Source organism: Marinobacter sp. C2H3 (assembly GCF_037080155.1).
Classification (GTDB): domain Bacteria; phylum Pseudomonadota; class Gammaproteobacteria; order Pseudomonadales; family Oleiphilaceae; genus Marinobacter.
The window spans coordinates 312,642-325,581 of sequence record NZ_JBBBNZ010000003.1 but is presented as its reverse complement, the minus strand read 5'-3'; the positions used below and the strand labels follow the sequence as shown (position 1 = coordinate 325,581).

Here is a 12,940-nt window from a genome sequence, read left to right as displayed (position 1 = left end):
CTGCTACGGCCGCTGCTGCTGCTGGCCGCCCTCAGCCTGCTCGCCCTATTGGCGTCGGTCAGCCTGGGCAGCGCCGATCTGAGCCTGGGCCAGACCCTGCAGGTGCTGGTGGGCGGCGGCAGCGATCTGGACCGCACCCTGATTCTGGATCTGCGTCTGCCCCGCAGCCTGAGCGCGTTTGCCACCGGCGGCCTGCTGGCCGTGGCCGGTGCGCTTATGCAGGTGCTGTTGCGCAACCCGCTGGCTGACCCTTACGTACTGGGCCTGTCCGGCGGCGCGGCGGTTGGCGCCCTGCTGGCGATGCTGGCGGGGGCGGCCGGCGTTCTGGTGTCCGGGTCCGCGTTTGCCGGCGCCCTGCTCTCGACGTTTCTGGTGTTTGGCCTGGCCCGGGCCACCGGCGCCTGGACGCCGGCCCGCCTGCTGCTCACCGGCGTCGTGATTGCCGCCGGCTGGGGCGCGGTAATGACGCTGATTCTGGCCACGGCGCCCGGGCGCCGCCTGCCCGGCATGCTGTACTGGCTGATGGGGGACCTGTCCCAGTCCGGCCGTCCCTGGCCGGCGCTCTCGGTGCTGGTGGTGGCGTGCGCCCTGTTGCTGCCCCTGGGCCGGACCCTGAACGTGCTGGCCCGGGGCACCGCCCAGGCGGCGGTGCTGGGGGTGGCGGTGCGGCCCCTGGAGTGGCTGGTGTACCTGACCGCCAGTGCCCTGACCGCAGTGGCGGTGACCACCGCCGGTACCGTCGGGTTTGTGGGCCTGATTGTGCCGCACATGCTGCGCCTGGCCCTGGGCAGCGACCAGCGGCTGATCCTGCCGGCCTGTGCCCTGGCCGGTGGCACGCTGCTGGTGGTGGCGGACATGCTCGCCCGCACGGTGGTGGCGCCGGAGCAACTGCCGGTGGGGGTGATCACTGCCCTGATTGGCGTGCCCGCCTTCCTGTTCCTGCTGGCCCGGAGCCGCTGAGATGAGCCTGCGCGCCGATGAACTGGTGATCGACATTCCCGGCCGGGCGTCCGGCACACCCCTGTCACTGGCGTTCAATGGGGGTGAGGTCTGGGGCATCCTCGGTCCCAACGGCGTCGGCAAAAGCACCCTGCTGCAAACCCTGATCGGCCTGCGTCCGCCCCGGGCAGGGCAGGTGTTGCTGGACGACCGCCCGCTGCCACGGGTGCCGCGTCGAACCCGGGCCCAGCGCCTGGGGCTGGTGTTTCAGGAGCATCAGGACGGGTTTCCGGCCACGGTGCTGGAAACCACGCTGGCGGGCCGCCATCCCTGGGCCTCACCCTGGCGGATGGAGTCCGCGGACGATCTGGCCCGTGCCCGGGCCGCCCTGGAGCGCCTGGACGTCATGCCTCTGGCGGACCGCCAGGTGCATACCCTGTCCGGCGGTGAGCGCCGTCGGGTCGGTATTGCCACGGTACTGACCCAGTCGCCTCAGGTCTGGTTGCTGGACGAACCTACCAATCATCTGGATTTGCACCATCAGGTCGCCGTGATGGGCCTGATCCGGTCGCTGGCGGAGGAAGGGCGATCGGTGCTCATGTGCCTGCACGATCTGAATCTGGCGGCCCGCTGGTGCGACCGCATCCTGCTGCTGTTTCCGGGCGGGGACGCCTGCTGGGGACCGGCCCGGGACATGCTGGTGCCGGCGGTGCTGGAGGGATTGTACGGGCAGCCGCTGCGGTCCACAGAGCTGGACGGCTACCCGGTGTTCATGCCGGCGTAACGCCGGAACGTTCGGTCAGGCCGGCTTTGACGGCCCTGGGAGCGCTGCCGGGCGGGTCGCCGATGCGCGCACCGGTTCGGCGGCGGGCAGCCAGACCTCCACGCACAGGCCCGTTTCGCCGTCCTGGCGCCCGGTCAGGGTGAGGCTGCCGTGGTGCAGTTCGGCGATGCGCCGGGCGATGGCCAGGCCAAGCCCGGCACCGGCGCCCTGGCGCTGGTCCAGCCGGGTGAAGCGGCTGAGGGCCCGTTCCCGTTCTTCCGGCGCAATGCCCGGCCCCTGGTCGCAGATGCGTACCAGGAAGCCGCCGGTGTCTTCCCGCACGCAGGTGGTCACCCGAGTGCCTGCCGGGCTGTACTGGATTGCGTTGGCGAGCAGTGAGCGCATCATGGTGCTGATCAGCGCGTCGTGGCAGGACACCGGCGCCAGCGCGCAGCGGTTGTCCAGTTCCGGTTCGATCTGCTTTTTCAGGGCCAGCGGCGTTACATCGGCAATGCTCTGCTCCACCAGCTCGGTCAGGTCCCGGCGCTCCGGGCGGAATCCGACGCCCGAATCCACGCGGCTGAGCAGGAGCATCTGTTCAACGAGATGGACCATGCGGTCCACGGCGGCAATCAGGTCGCCGGCTTCCTCCGGGTTCTGTTCCGCCAGCCGCTCCAGGTTCAGACGCAGGGCCGAGAGAGGTGTGCGAAGTTCGTGGGCGGCGTCGGCGGAGAAGCGCCGCTCCCGTTCCAGGGCCTGGTTCAGGCGCCGAAGCAGGCCGTTGACGGCGTGCACCAGCCCGGAGACTTCCTTCGGCGCCAGGCGCACGTCCAACGGGTGGATGCGCTCCGGCGCCATGTCCCGGATCGGTCGCTCCAGCTTGCGCAGCGGCCGAAAACCAAACTGGATAGCGCCGATCACGGTAAGGATCAACAGCGGCAGGATCACAATCAGCGGCAGCACGTTGCCCATGGCAATTTCGCCGCTGAGCTCATCCCGGACGTCTTCCCGCTGGGCGGTCCGTATCCAGAAACCGGTCGCCGGGTCCTGAAGGGTGAAGGTCCGCCACCGGAAGTCCCCGATGCGCAGCCAGTCATAGCCGGCGATCAGTCCCTCCCGGCCCTCGTCACCCTGAAGCGTGTCCAGCACAGGGGTCCCGTCCGGTGTCCACACCTCAAACGCGATTTTCCGCTCGTATTTATGGCCGGCGCCGCCGGGCAGCACCTCGTGGCCCGCCTCGCTGTGGGATTCGTCGTCATCGTCCGTGTTGACCGCCTGGGGAACGGCCAGCGTTTGCGCAAGGGTGGCCGCCAGCTGGTCCCGGGGCTGGTCCGGGGAGAAATTCCGAACCAGGCCCTGGACAATCCGGGTGCTCTGGGCCAGCTCGGCGTCAAACAGCTCGTCCATCTGGTGGTCGCTGGCAAAGAAACCCCAGACGGCGGCAATCAGGGTAATCACCAGGATGGCGCCGGTAATCAGCAGCGCCAGTTTGCGGGTGAGGCTCATGAGCGGGGGGTACCCTCGCCCTGTCCGGCGTTGAGCAGATAACCCACGCCCCGGACCGTCCGGATGGCCTGCTTGCCAATGCGGCGGCGAAGGTGATGGATGTGCACTTCCAGGGCGTTGCTCTCGACGCCCTGTTCCCATCCGTAAAGCTGCTCTTCCAGCCGGCGGCGGGTGGCCACCTGGTTGGGGTGCCGCATCAGGTAATGCAGCACCTGGAATTCGCTCCGGGGCAGCGTGCTGATCTGGTCGCCCACCGTCAACTCCCGGCTGTCCGGATTCAGGGTGATGTCGCCGACCGTCAGACCGTTGCTCTGGCTGTTGCCGGCGCCGCGTCGGCAGACCGCGCGGATGCGGGCCTTGAGCTCGGCCATGGCGAAGGGTTTGGTGAGGTAGTCGTCGGCGCCGGAGTCCAGGCCTTTGAGCTTGTCGTCCAGGGCGTCCCGGGCGGTCAGGATGATGATCGGCGTCTGGCTGCCTTGCTGTCGCACCCGTCGGACGATCTCCAGCCCGTCCAGGCGGGGCAGGGTGAGATCCAGGATCACCAGGTCAAAGTGTTCGTTGGTGATGGCGTTCAGGGCCTGCTGGCCGTCGTCCACCCAGTCGACGGTGTTGCTGTCTTTGCGCAGCATGTCGAGCATGGTGCGGGCCAGCATGTGATCGTCCTCTACCAGGAGTATCCGCATCTGTCTGTCCGTGGTTGGTCACGCATCGTCGGTCGGGGTAACGCAGACGGGGCCAGGCAATGCCGGGCCCCGCGGCGACCGCTTGGATCAGTCGTCGATCTCTTCCTTCACCGGCTTGCCGTCCACCGGATTGTAGTAGATTTCAACCCGTTTGCCGTCCTTCTGCCAGCCGTAGATCTCGTAGCAGTTGGTGTCGGTGACGTTGAATTTCTTGATTTTGTAGCCTTGGTCTTCCAGGGACTGGCGGAAGGTATCCGCGTTCTGCCAGGTGGACTTGTCCGCGGTGGTGCACTGGGGGTCGGCCAGGGCAACGCCGGACAGGCTGGTGGCCAGCAGAACAGCGGCGGAAAAACGGATGGCTTTGATCATGGTCTCGCTCTCATCGTGGATGTCAGAAAAAACCGTCAGGAACGGGCGTCCGGTCAGGCGTGGTCGTCTTCCGCAGGCGCCCGCTTTTTGCCGGTGATCATTGCGCGCGCCAGGTTTTCACCGTGGCGCCGGCTGGCCACAAACACACCGGCGATGTGTGCGACCACCAAAACCAGAACACTGTTAGCGAGTACACCGTGAACGTCCTGAAGCCAGCCCTCACCCCAGAAGCGGTCGGTGGTCTGCAGCCAGCCCGTAAACGCGGTCAGCGACAGCAGCACCAGCAGGGTGATGATCATGGCGCCGCCGGCCGGGTTGTGGCCAAGGTGCCGGCGCTCGCGGCCGGCGACGATGTCCTTCAGGTAACCGAACACTTCCCGGGGCGGGCGCACGAAGTGGCTGAAACGGGCGTACTCTGGCCCGACCAGGCCCCAGAGCACCCGGAAGGTGAGCAGGCCGGCGATGATGTAACCGGAAATCTTGTGGGGGCCGTTCCATTCCCCGCCGGTCAGCCAGGAGAAGGAATAGAAGCCCACCAGGGACCAGTGGAACAGCCGGACCAGCGGGTCCCAGACGCGATGATATTCAGACATTGTCGGCTCCTTGGATGAGGCCTGTGGGCTGAGCGAGCGAGTGCGCCGTCGTGGGCGCCTGCGCGCCGGCGGACGGGTGGGCCGCTGGCAGGTGAAACAGTATGAAACGGCGGTTCTGGTCAATGGCGCTGCCCAGCGTCGCCAGTTTGTCCCGCCATGCCCGCTCCCGGCGCGGTACCGCCAGCAACAGGGGTTCGGCCGGGGCACCGTTGGCGAGCAGTTGCTGGAGCTGGTCCGGCTGGATCAGCCGCACCTTACCTTCGCCATAGAAACGGGCGGAGAACGGCAGGCGATCCAGGTAGGTTACCGGCACGTCCGGCAGCGATGGGCGTTGCTCGGTGCGCTGGATCATCGCCATTTCCGTGTTCAGATCGTCCGGGTTCAGCACCAGCCAGCCGGTGGCCAGGGTGCCGAGCACCGGCATCATGAACACGCCGGCGGCCACCAGGGGGCGAATCCGCAGGCGGGTATTCTCAAGCGCCGGCGGGGCCATCACACCCGCCGCCAGCACCGCCAGGAAGGGCAGCCCGGGCAGCACGTAGGTCCACAGGATGTTGCCAGAGAACGTAAAGAAGACCGCCGGGGTCAGGGCCGCACCGATCACCAGGCCGGTCACACCCCGGCTTTGCCCTTGCCAGGCGCCGAGATTGGCGGGCGCCTTCCAGCGCCGGCGCACGGCCGCCCACAGGGCGAGCGGCAGCCAGGGCAGGCTGGCGCCCAGCAGGTACAGCCAGATGGTGCCCCGGGGATACTCGTGGGCGCCGCCGTACAGATCGCCGGCCCAGTCGCTTACCAGGAACCGCTTGAAGTGTTCGCCGACAATGAAGTAGTCCAGGAATCCGGGGGTCTTGATCTCCGCCAGGATGTACCAGGGCAGCACCAGAATCGCGGTGGCCACGGTGCCATACAGCCAGGGCAGGCGCTGCCAGAGGGTCTTCCACTGGCCGGTAAGCAGGGCCCAGAAGAACACCGGTACGCCGGTCAGAACCACCGCCACCGGGCCTTTGGCCAGCAGGCCGACCACCAGCCCCAGGAAGAACACCCAACCCCAGGCGGCATGGCCGCCCTGCAGGCGGAGAATCAGCCCGGACAGGGTCAGGGTGGTGCCCAGGGCCAGGAACGAATCGGTCATCACCGTGCCGGCGCTGACGAACCCCAGTACCGTTGTGGCGTAGATCAGCGCGGCCCAGAGGCCCCGTTCCCGGGCGTCGGGGCTGTCCGGTGCCGGGTGCAGGCCGCGGCGGGTGCGGTAGATCAGCCAGACCACGGCCAGGTTGGCCAGCCAGGACGGCAGCCGGGCGGCAAACTCATTGACGCCAAGCAGCTTGAACGACACTGCCTGCAGCCAGAATGACAGCGGCGGCTTGCCCCAGAACGGCACGTTGGTGTCGAACCAGGGGGTAATCCAGTCGCCGGTCTCGGCCATGGTGCGGGCGATTTCCGCGTAGCGCGGCTCGGTGGTGTCCGCCATGGGCAGGAACGCCGACAGCCCGAGCCGAACCGCGAGTGCCGCCACCAGCAGCCACAGCAGAGTGTTAATGGTCCGTGTCATCGTTGGCAACTCGCAGTTTTTGGTAGGCGTCTTCCTGGTGCTCGTCGCTGTCGTCAGCGATGATGTAAACGGGGCGCTGCTTGGTCTCAAGGTAGATTCGGCCCACGTATTCCCCGAGCAGACCCACGCACAGCAGCTGAATGCCGGAGAGGAACGTAATGATGGCAATCATGGAGGCGTAACCCGGCGTGGAGACGCCCATGATCAGCGCCTTCAGTACCTGCCAGGCGCCAAACAGGCCACCGGTGGTGGCCGCCGCCAGCCCCAGCACCAGGGCCACCCGCAGCGGCCGGATGGAAAAGGACGTAATGCCCTCCATTGCCAGGTGCATCAGCTTGAGGTAGTTCCACTTGGTCTGGCCGGCCAGACGCGGGTCCCGGTCGAACTCCAGGGTCACGGTTGGCATCCCCACCCAGGCAAACATCCCCTTGAGGTAGCGGTTGCGTTCCGGCAGCTGGTTGATGGCGTCCACCGTGCGCCGGCTCATCAGCCGGAAATCCCCGGTGTCCACCGGGATGGGCGCGTCGCTGATGCGATTGATCAGCCGATAGAACGCCGAGGCCGTGGTGCGTTTGAGCCAGCTCTCGCCGGCCCGGGTGCGTCGCTTCATCAGCACCACGTCCGCGCCTTTACGCCAGTGCGCCACCATCTCGGGAATCAGTTCGGGCGGGTCCTGCAGATCCGCGTCCAGCAGGATCACCGCCTGGCCCCGAGCGTGATGAAGACCGGCGGTCACCGCGGGCTCCTTACCAAAATTGCGGGACAGCTGCAGCACCCTGATGCCGGGCAGCCGGCGACGGGCCTGAAGCAGCAGGGCCACGGAGTTGTCCCGGCTGCCGTCGTCCACAAACAGGAACTCAATGGTGGTAGCCAGGGCCAGGCGGAGTTCGGTCAGACGATTCAGCAGGGTAGGCAGCACGTCCGCCTCGTTGTGGACCGGAATGACCAGGGTCAGCTCCGGCGCAGCGGGGGCGGTGCGGCCCTGGGTTGAGGGCGGCGAAAGGGCGCTAGGCGTTGTCATGGAACACGTACCGTTGGGCAATCTTGAAATTGAACAGGGTGACCAGGCCGGTGGCCAGAAGCTGGGCGACGGTGATGGTCAGCTCAAAGTGGAGTAGCGCAGAGAAAATGGCCAGGTTCAGGCACCAGCCCAGCATCGCACCGCCCAGGTAGCGGGGAAACGCCACCCGGTGCCGAAGCGCGGAGGTAAAGGTGAACCGGTGCTGTCCCAGGTAGTTCAGAACCAGGCCGACGGTCGCGCCGGCGGCGGTGGCCAGCCTCGGGTCCAGGCCCGCCTCGACCAGCGCCGCCATCACCAGCCAGTGGGCCAGCGTGGCCACGCCACCGGTGACCAGAAATCTGGGCAATCGCGAGCCAGTGCGTGTGTCTGGGGTCAGGTCCATTGGCAGTTCCGATCTGCGTTGTGTCATGGCCGCTGACTCTAGGCGGCATTACTTAATCCAGCCTTAACCGGCGCTTATCGGCGGCCCTCTGGCGCTCAGACCCTCCGGTTCGGGAAATAGGCGCTTATGACTTTTCGGAATACTGGCATGTCGTTCCAGGCGATACCAGTAGCCTCCGTCCTATTTCACGACCTGCGTTCCTTAAGCCCGGTTTAAGCCAAAGGGAGCAGCCTGTTAATCGAGGTTTAAGACCCGGGACCTAGCGTGGAAGCCGTCAAGGGCCGCCTGTCGGAACATCCGGTTCCGTCCCGTGCCCGGGAGCGTTGTATGACAGACCCTGTTTCGTCGTCAGGGCGGGTATCGCTGGACGGTCCGGATGTGCTGCCAGTGCTTCGTATTGGCCGTCGCTGGCTGTCGGAGGTTCGCCCCGGGTCAGCGACGGCCGCCTCGGTGGCCACCTTTATCAGGGACCGGTTCCGGGTGGCTTACGGCGCAGAACCCGCGCTGCGGATTCCCGGCCTGTTGGCGCTGACCTCTGGAGAGGGTCGGCTGATGGCCGCCGTTGGCGCCCGCAACGCCGGCCGGGAGCGGTTGTTCCTGGAGGATTATCTGGTGGTGCCGGTGGAGCAACAGATGCCGGAACCCGGTGTGCCTCGCCACCGTATTGCCGAAATCGCCCATCTGGCGGGCGTGGAAGCCGGCGTCAGCCGGCACCTGTTTACGGCGCTGGCCCTCTGGCTGGACGCCGCCCGATACGACTGGGTGGTCTGTACCGGCACCGGGCAACTGCGCAACAGTGTTCATCGCCTGGGCATCGAGACCCCGGTGCTTGGGCCTGCGGACCCGTTGAGGCTGCCCGACGGCGGCGCCGACTGGGGGCGTTATTACGACCACCGCCCCGTGGTTATGGCCATTCACGTGGGCCGGACCCTGGAGGCGCTTGGCCACTTGGGCCTGACCCGGCGGGCGCTGTTTCTCGGCCGGCCGGAGCTGACCCTGGGGGCGTTGTCTGGCACCGGGTCCGACGCTGGCCGCAGTGACCTGGCGGCCGGCGGCTCCGGGGATTCTGGAGAGTGTGGAGAGCGTTATGGCATCACTGCCTGATGAATTGCGGGCTGCGGCCCGCCGCACCCCGGAGCGCGTGGCCCTCCGGGACGATCGGTCAAGCCTGACCTACCGGGAAACCCTCGTTGCCGCCGAAGCGCTGGCGGGTGAGCTTCGCGCCCGTGGCCTGCATCGGCTCGGGCTGTGTGGCGACAATGCCCTCGCCTGGGTGCTGGCGGATCTGGCGTGCCTGATGGCGGGGGTGGTGTGCGTGCCGATTCCGCCGTTCTTTTCCACCGGCCAGACCGAGCACCTGATCACTCGGGCCGGGCTCGAGGGGCTTCTGGACAGCCGGGTATCGGGGGAGACGCCCATCGACGATGGCGCCGAGGCCCTTGGCCACGGCGTGAGCCTGGTCTGCCTGCCCGCCGTCTCTGCCGCTGAGGGCCTTCCGGAAGGCACCGCCAAAATCACCTTCACCTCCGGCAGCACCGGCACCCCCAAGGGCGTGTGCCTGTCCGAGGCGCAGATGGCGGCCACGGCCCTTGCCCTGCGGGAGCGCCTGGAGGGCGTGGCCATGGCGCACCATCTGTGCATCCTGCCCCTGGCCACGCTGCTGGAGAACATCGCCGGCATCTATCTGCCCCTGTTGATGGGCAGTACCGTTACCGTCTTGCCCCTGGCCAGCCTGGGCATGAGCGGCAGCAGCGGGCTGGACCTGCCTCGCCTGATTGCCGGCCTGAACCGGGTGGCGCCGGACTCCCTGATTCTGGTGCCGGAACTGGCCCTGGCCCTGGTGACGGCGGCCGAGCAGGGGGCCTTGATGGCATCTTCGTTCCGCTTCCTCGCGGTGGGTGGAGGCCGGGTGTCCGCGGACCTTCTGGCCCGGGGGCGCAAGGCCGGGCTGCCGCTGTTTGAGGGTTACGGCCTGTCCGAGTGTGCCTCCGTGGTGGCGCTGAACGTGCCCGGCGCCGAGCGCGCCGGCACCGTCGGCCGGCCGCTGTCCCATGTGGAGGTCCGGACGGACGACGACGGTCATATCCGGGTGCGGGGCAATACCTTCCTGGGCTATCTCGGGGAGCCGCCGGCGGCGCCCGGTGGCTGGCTGGATACCGGCGATCTGGGGGCCCTCGACGGCGATGGCTTCCTGGCGGTGCAGGGCCGGGCCAAGAACCTGATTATTACCGGCTTTGGCCGCAACATCAGCCCGGAGTGGCTGGAGAGCGAGCTGGTCCAGCGCCTGGGCGCGCGGCAGGCGGTGGTGTACGGCGACGGCGAGGTGCACCCGCGGGCCCTGCTGGTGATCCCGGATTCCCGAGGCCCGGACGCCCTCCTGGCCGCCCTCGACGGGCTGAACCACACCCTGCCGGATTACGCCCGCCTGGAGGTCGTCCACGTGCGGCGCGAGCCGCTGACGGCGGCGGACGGTTACATGACCGCCAACGGCCGCCCCAGGCGGCAACGTATCCAGGACGACCTGCCCGATCTTTTGGCCGGCGCCCAGGCCCTGTTCTGCCGGCACCCGAAAGCAGACAGCAGCACCCCAAGCAAAACGGTAAACAACACGGCAACGAACGCCGACACCTCACACCCAACGTGTACGCCAGGAGACACTCATGGCCTTTTTTGATCGCCTGCAATCTGACACTGCCGAAGCCCGCGCCCATGTGACCGGCGCTCCGGTGATCCGCGCCATCCGGGAAGGCCGGTTCTCCCTGGACGGCTACACCTGGTTCCTCACCCAGGCCTACCACCACGTCAAACACACCGTACCGCTGATGATGGCCTGCGGCGGCCGGCTGCCCGAGCGCCTGGAGCCCGTGCGCAAGGCGCTGGTGGAATACATTGAGGAGGAGTATGGCCACCACGAGTGGATCCTCAACGACCTGGCGGCCTGCGGCATTGATAAAGACTCGGTGCGTTACGGCACCCCGGACACGTCCATCGAACTGATGGTCGCTTACCTGTATGACCGCATCCAGCGGGGCAACCCGGTGGCGTTCTTCGGCATGGTTCAGGTGCTGGAGGGGACCTCCATCGAGCTGGCCACGCCCCTGGGGGAGGCCATCCAGAAACAGCTGGGCCTGCCCAGCCAGGCGTTCAGCTACCTCTATTCCCACGGGGCCCTGGACCAGGACCACTTTGATTTCTTCCGCAACCTGATGGACAGCATCACCGATCCGGAGGATCAGCGGGCCATCATCGAATCCGCCCGCATGGTGTACCGGCTGTACGGCGACATGCTGCACAGCATCCCCCTGCCGGCCCGCGCCCGGGAGCACAACCATGCAGCTGCATGACCGGACCTTCCTGCTGCTGGGCGCCACCGGAGGCATTGGCCAGGCACTGATCGAACCGATGCTGGCGGCGGGCGCCCGCCTGGTGGTGGCGTCCCGGCACCCGGAGCGGATTGCCCACCGGGCCGGGGTGTCCCCCGTGCACCTGGAGCTGGGGGCGAAGGATCTCGCGGCCCAGCTGGACCGCCTGAGCGCGGCCTACCCGGACATCGACGGGGTGATCCACTGCGCCGGGCAGAACCGGTTCGTCAGCCTCGGCGAGATGTCCGAGGCGGACCTGGACGCCCAGCTGAACGTCAACCTCCGCTCGGCCCTGCTGGTGGCCCGCCACTTTGTGCCCCGGTTCGAACGGACGGGCGACGGCGCTCTGGTGTTCGTGGGCTCTACCTTTGGCAGCATCGGCTTCCCGGGCTACACCGCATACTGCGCCAGCAAGTTTGGCCTGCGGGGCTTCACCGAAGCTTTGCGCCGGGAGCTGGCGGACACCGCCCTGCAGGTGATCTACGTGGCGCCCCGGGCCACCCGCACCGACATGAATCCGGACGCGGTCAACCGCCTGAACCAGGCCCTGGGCAACGCCATGGATGCCCCGGAACGGGTGGCCGCACAGATTCTGCGTGCCATGAAAAACAACGAGCGCCGGCGCTTTCTGGGCTGGCCGGAGCGGCTGTTCGTGGTGCTCAACGGCATCCTGCCCCGGCTGGTGGACAAGGCCATGCTCAAGCAGCTGCCGGTGATCCGCCGGTTCCTCAAACCGGAATCGCCGGCCTGAGCCGGCGCTGCACGCCGGGCCGGTAATGAACGGCCCGGCGGCTATGAGAAAACGGTATTTCACGCAATATTCACTTTTGATATATCCTTAGAACAAAGTTATCCGGTGCGCCGGAGCCAACCCTGTTCTGACATCAAGGTGAGTGTTATGCGTGCCCCCCAGGTCCAGTCATTCTTTGACGAACCGACCAACACCTTCAGCCACGTGGTCCGGGACCCGGATTCCAAGGCCTGCGCGATCATCGATTCGGTGCTGGATTTTGATTACGCGGCCGGGCGTACCGATGTCCGTTCCGCCGACCAGATCATCGCCTACGTGCGTGAGCATGGCCTCACCGTGGAGTGGATTCTGGAAACCCACGTGCACGCCGATCACCTGTCCGCCGCGCCCTACCTGCACGAGCACCTGGGCGGTCGCACCGGCATTGGCGCCCACATCGTGGAGGTGCAGGCGATCTTCGGCAAGGTGTTCAACGCCGGCACCGAGTTCGCCCGGGACGGCAGCCAGTTCGACGTGCTCTTCCGGGACGGCGATCACTTCCAGATCGGCACGCTGGACGCCCGGGTACTGCACACCCCGGGGCACACCCCCGCGTGTCTGACGTATGTGGTCGGAGACGCCGCGTTCGTCGGCGATACCCTGTTCATGCCGGACTACGGCACCGCCCGCTGCGATTTTCCCGGTGGCGATGCCCGCACCCTGTACCGGTCCATCCGTACGGTGCTGTCACTGCCTTCGGAAACCCGCCTGTTCCTGTGCCACGACTACAAGGCGCCGGGCCGCACGGACTATGTCTGCATGACCACCGTGGACGAACAGCGGCGAAACAACATTCACGCCCACGATGGCATCACCGAGGATGAGTTCGTGGCCATGCGCACCGCCCGGGACGCCACCCTGGGCATGCCCCGGTTGATCCTGCCGTCGGTGCAGGTCAACATGCGGGCCGGCCACCTGCCGCCGGCGGAAGCCAACGGGCAGGTGTACCTGAAGGTTCCCATCAATCAGCTCTGAGCGTG

Annotated in this window: 14 protein-coding genes; 7 read left to right on the top strand and 7 right to left on the bottom strand. The window is 67.2% G+C overall.

Features of this window, described 5'->3' with window-relative positions:
• Positions 1–960: a FecCD family ABC transporter permease gene (locus V3388_RS10920; RefSeq protein WP_336367931.1), complete on the top strand. Its 960-nt coding sequence runs from the start codon at positions 1–3 to the stop codon at positions 958–960.
• 1 nt (position 961) lies between these two features.
• Positions 962–1,723 (top strand): ABC transporter ATP-binding protein, encoded by a 762-nt coding sequence (locus V3388_RS10915; protein ID WP_336367581.1) that lies wholly within the window; start codon positions 962–964, stop codon positions 1,721–1,723.
• A gap of 15 nt (positions 1,724–1,738) precedes the next feature.
• Here V3388_RS10915 and V3388_RS10910 read toward each other — a convergent pair whose 3' ends face one another.
• The 7 genes from V3388_RS10910 to V3388_RS10880 all read right to left on the bottom strand — a co-directional run bounded on the left by V3388_RS10910 (position 1,739) and on the right by V3388_RS10880 (position 7,808).
• Positions 1,739–3,208 carry an ATP-binding protein gene (locus V3388_RS10910; protein WP_336367580.1) on the bottom strand — a complete coding sequence of 490 codons (1,470 nt, stop codon included), beginning with the start codon at positions 3,206–3,208 and terminating at the stop codon, positions 1,739–1,741.
• Positions 3,205–3,891 carry a response regulator transcription factor gene (locus V3388_RS10905; protein ID WP_336367579.1) on the bottom strand — a complete coding sequence of 229 codons (687 nt, stop codon included), beginning with the start codon at positions 3,889–3,891 and terminating at the stop codon, positions 3,205–3,207. The genes V3388_RS10910 and V3388_RS10905 overlap by 4 nt, the downstream gene beginning before the upstream one ends.
• Positions 3,892–3,978: 87 nt before the next feature.
• Positions 3,979–4,260 carry a PepSY domain-containing protein gene (locus tag V3388_RS10900; protein ID WP_336367578.1) on the bottom strand — a complete coding sequence of 94 codons (282 nt, stop codon included), beginning with the start codon at positions 4,258–4,260 and terminating at the stop codon, positions 3,979–3,981.
• A 53-nt stretch (positions 4,261–4,313) separates the two neighbouring features.
• Positions 4,314–4,853 carry a cytochrome b/b6 domain-containing protein gene (locus V3388_RS10895; RefSeq protein WP_336367577.1) on the bottom strand — a complete coding sequence of 180 codons (540 nt, stop codon included), beginning with the start codon at positions 4,851–4,853 and terminating at the stop codon, positions 4,314–4,316.
• A complete protein-coding gene (locus V3388_RS10890) occupies positions 4,846–6,405 on the bottom strand; it encodes an ArnT family glycosyltransferase (RefSeq protein ID WP_336367576.1) in 1,560 nt (519 codons plus the stop codon). Before V3388_RS10890 ends, V3388_RS10895 begins: the two co-directional genes overlap by 8 nt.
• Positions 6,389–7,426: a glycosyltransferase family 2 protein gene (locus V3388_RS10885; protein WP_336367575.1), complete on the bottom strand. Its 1,038-nt coding sequence runs from the start codon at positions 7,424–7,426 to the stop codon at positions 6,389–6,391. The genes V3388_RS10890 and V3388_RS10885 overlap by 17 nt, the downstream gene beginning before the upstream one ends.
• Positions 7,413–7,808 (bottom strand): GtrA family protein, encoded by a 396-nt coding sequence (locus V3388_RS10880; protein ID WP_336367574.1) that lies wholly within the window; start codon positions 7,806–7,808, stop codon positions 7,413–7,415. The genes V3388_RS10885 and V3388_RS10880 overlap by 14 nt, the downstream gene beginning before the upstream one ends.
• Before the next feature lie 327 nt (positions 7,809–8,135).
• On the opposite strand from V3388_RS10880, the gene V3388_RS10875 reads away from it, so the two are divergent.
• The 5 genes from V3388_RS10875 (at position 8,136) to V3388_RS10860 (ending at position 12,935) form a co-directional block, all read left to right on the top strand.
• Positions 8,136–8,912: a thermostable hemolysin gene (locus V3388_RS10875; protein WP_336367573.1), complete on the top strand. Its 777-nt coding sequence runs from the start codon at positions 8,136–8,138 to the stop codon at positions 8,910–8,912.
• Complete coding sequence (locus tag V3388_RS10870) at positions 8,896–10,482, top strand: AMP-binding protein (protein WP_442915638.1); 1,587 nt, start codon at positions 8,896–8,898, stop codon at positions 10,480–10,482. Before V3388_RS10875 ends, V3388_RS10870 begins: the two co-directional genes overlap by 17 nt.
• Positions 10,469–11,152 carry a TenA family transcriptional regulator gene (locus V3388_RS16410; RefSeq protein WP_442915637.1) on the top strand — a complete coding sequence of 228 codons (684 nt, stop codon included), beginning with the start codon at positions 10,469–10,471 and terminating at the stop codon, positions 11,150–11,152. Before V3388_RS10870 ends, V3388_RS16410 begins: the two co-directional genes overlap by 14 nt.
• On the top strand, positions 11,139–11,921 hold the full coding sequence (locus tag V3388_RS10865; protein ID WP_336367572.1) for an SDR family oxidoreductase: 783 nt from the start codon (positions 11,139–11,141) through the stop codon (positions 11,919–11,921). The genes V3388_RS16410 and V3388_RS10865 overlap by 14 nt, the downstream gene beginning before the upstream one ends.
• A 147-nt stretch (positions 11,922–12,068) precedes the next feature.
• Positions 12,069–12,935 carry an MBL fold metallo-hydrolase gene (locus V3388_RS10860; RefSeq protein ID WP_336367571.1) on the top strand — a complete coding sequence of 289 codons (867 nt, stop codon included), beginning with the start codon at positions 12,069–12,071 and terminating at the stop codon, positions 12,933–12,935.
• Positions 12,936–12,940 lie beyond the last annotated feature (5 nt).

What these genes read in the sequence shown, in the direction of transcription:
- V3388_RS10915 (WP_336367581.1), top strand. Translation starts at nt 962, where the DNA reads ATGAGCCTGCGCGCCGATGAACTGGTGATCGACATTCCCGGCCGGGCG.
- V3388_RS10910 (WP_336367580.1), bottom strand. Translation starts at nt 3,208, where the DNA reads ATGAGCCTCACCCGCAAACTGGCGCTGCTGATTACCGGCGCCATCCTG.
- V3388_RS10905 (WP_336367579.1), bottom strand. Translation starts at nt 3,891, where the DNA reads ATGCGGATACTCCTGGTAGAGGACGATCACATGCTGGCCCGCACCATG.
- V3388_RS10900 (WP_336367578.1), bottom strand. Translation starts at nt 4,260, where the DNA reads ATGATCAAAGCCATCCGTTTTTCCGCCGCTGTTCTGCTGGCCACCAGC.
- V3388_RS10895 (WP_336367577.1), bottom strand. Translation starts at nt 4,853, where the DNA reads ATGTCTGAATATCATCGCGTCTGGGACCCGCTGGTCCGGCTGTTCCAC.
- V3388_RS10890 (WP_336367576.1), bottom strand. Translation starts at nt 6,405, where the DNA reads ATGACACGGACCATTAACACTCTGCTGTGGCTGCTGGTGGCGGCACTC.
- V3388_RS10885 (WP_336367575.1), bottom strand. Translation starts at nt 7,426, where the DNA reads ATGACAACGCCTAGCGCCCTTTCGCCGCCCTCAACCCAGGGCCGCACC.
- V3388_RS10880 (WP_336367574.1), bottom strand. Translation starts at nt 7,808, where the DNA reads ATGGACCTGACCCCAGACACACGCACTGGCTCGCGATTGCCCAGATTT.
- V3388_RS10875 (WP_336367573.1), top strand. Translation starts at nt 8,136, where the DNA reads ATGACAGACCCTGTTTCGTCGTCAGGGCGGGTATCGCTGGACGGTCCG.
- V3388_RS10870 (WP_442915638.1), top strand. Translation starts at nt 8,896, where the DNA reads ATGGCATCACTGCCTGATGAATTGCGGGCTGCGGCCCGCCGCACCCCG.
- V3388_RS16410 (WP_442915637.1), top strand. Translation starts at nt 10,469, where the DNA reads ATGGCCTTTTTTGATCGCCTGCAATCTGACACTGCCGAAGCCCGCGCC.
- V3388_RS10865 (WP_336367572.1), top strand. Translation starts at nt 11,139, where the DNA reads ATGCAGCTGCATGACCGGACCTTCCTGCTGCTGGGCGCCACCGGAGGC.
- V3388_RS10860 (WP_336367571.1), top strand. Translation starts at nt 12,069, where the DNA reads ATGCGTGCCCCCCAGGTCCAGTCATTCTTTGACGAACCGACCAACACC.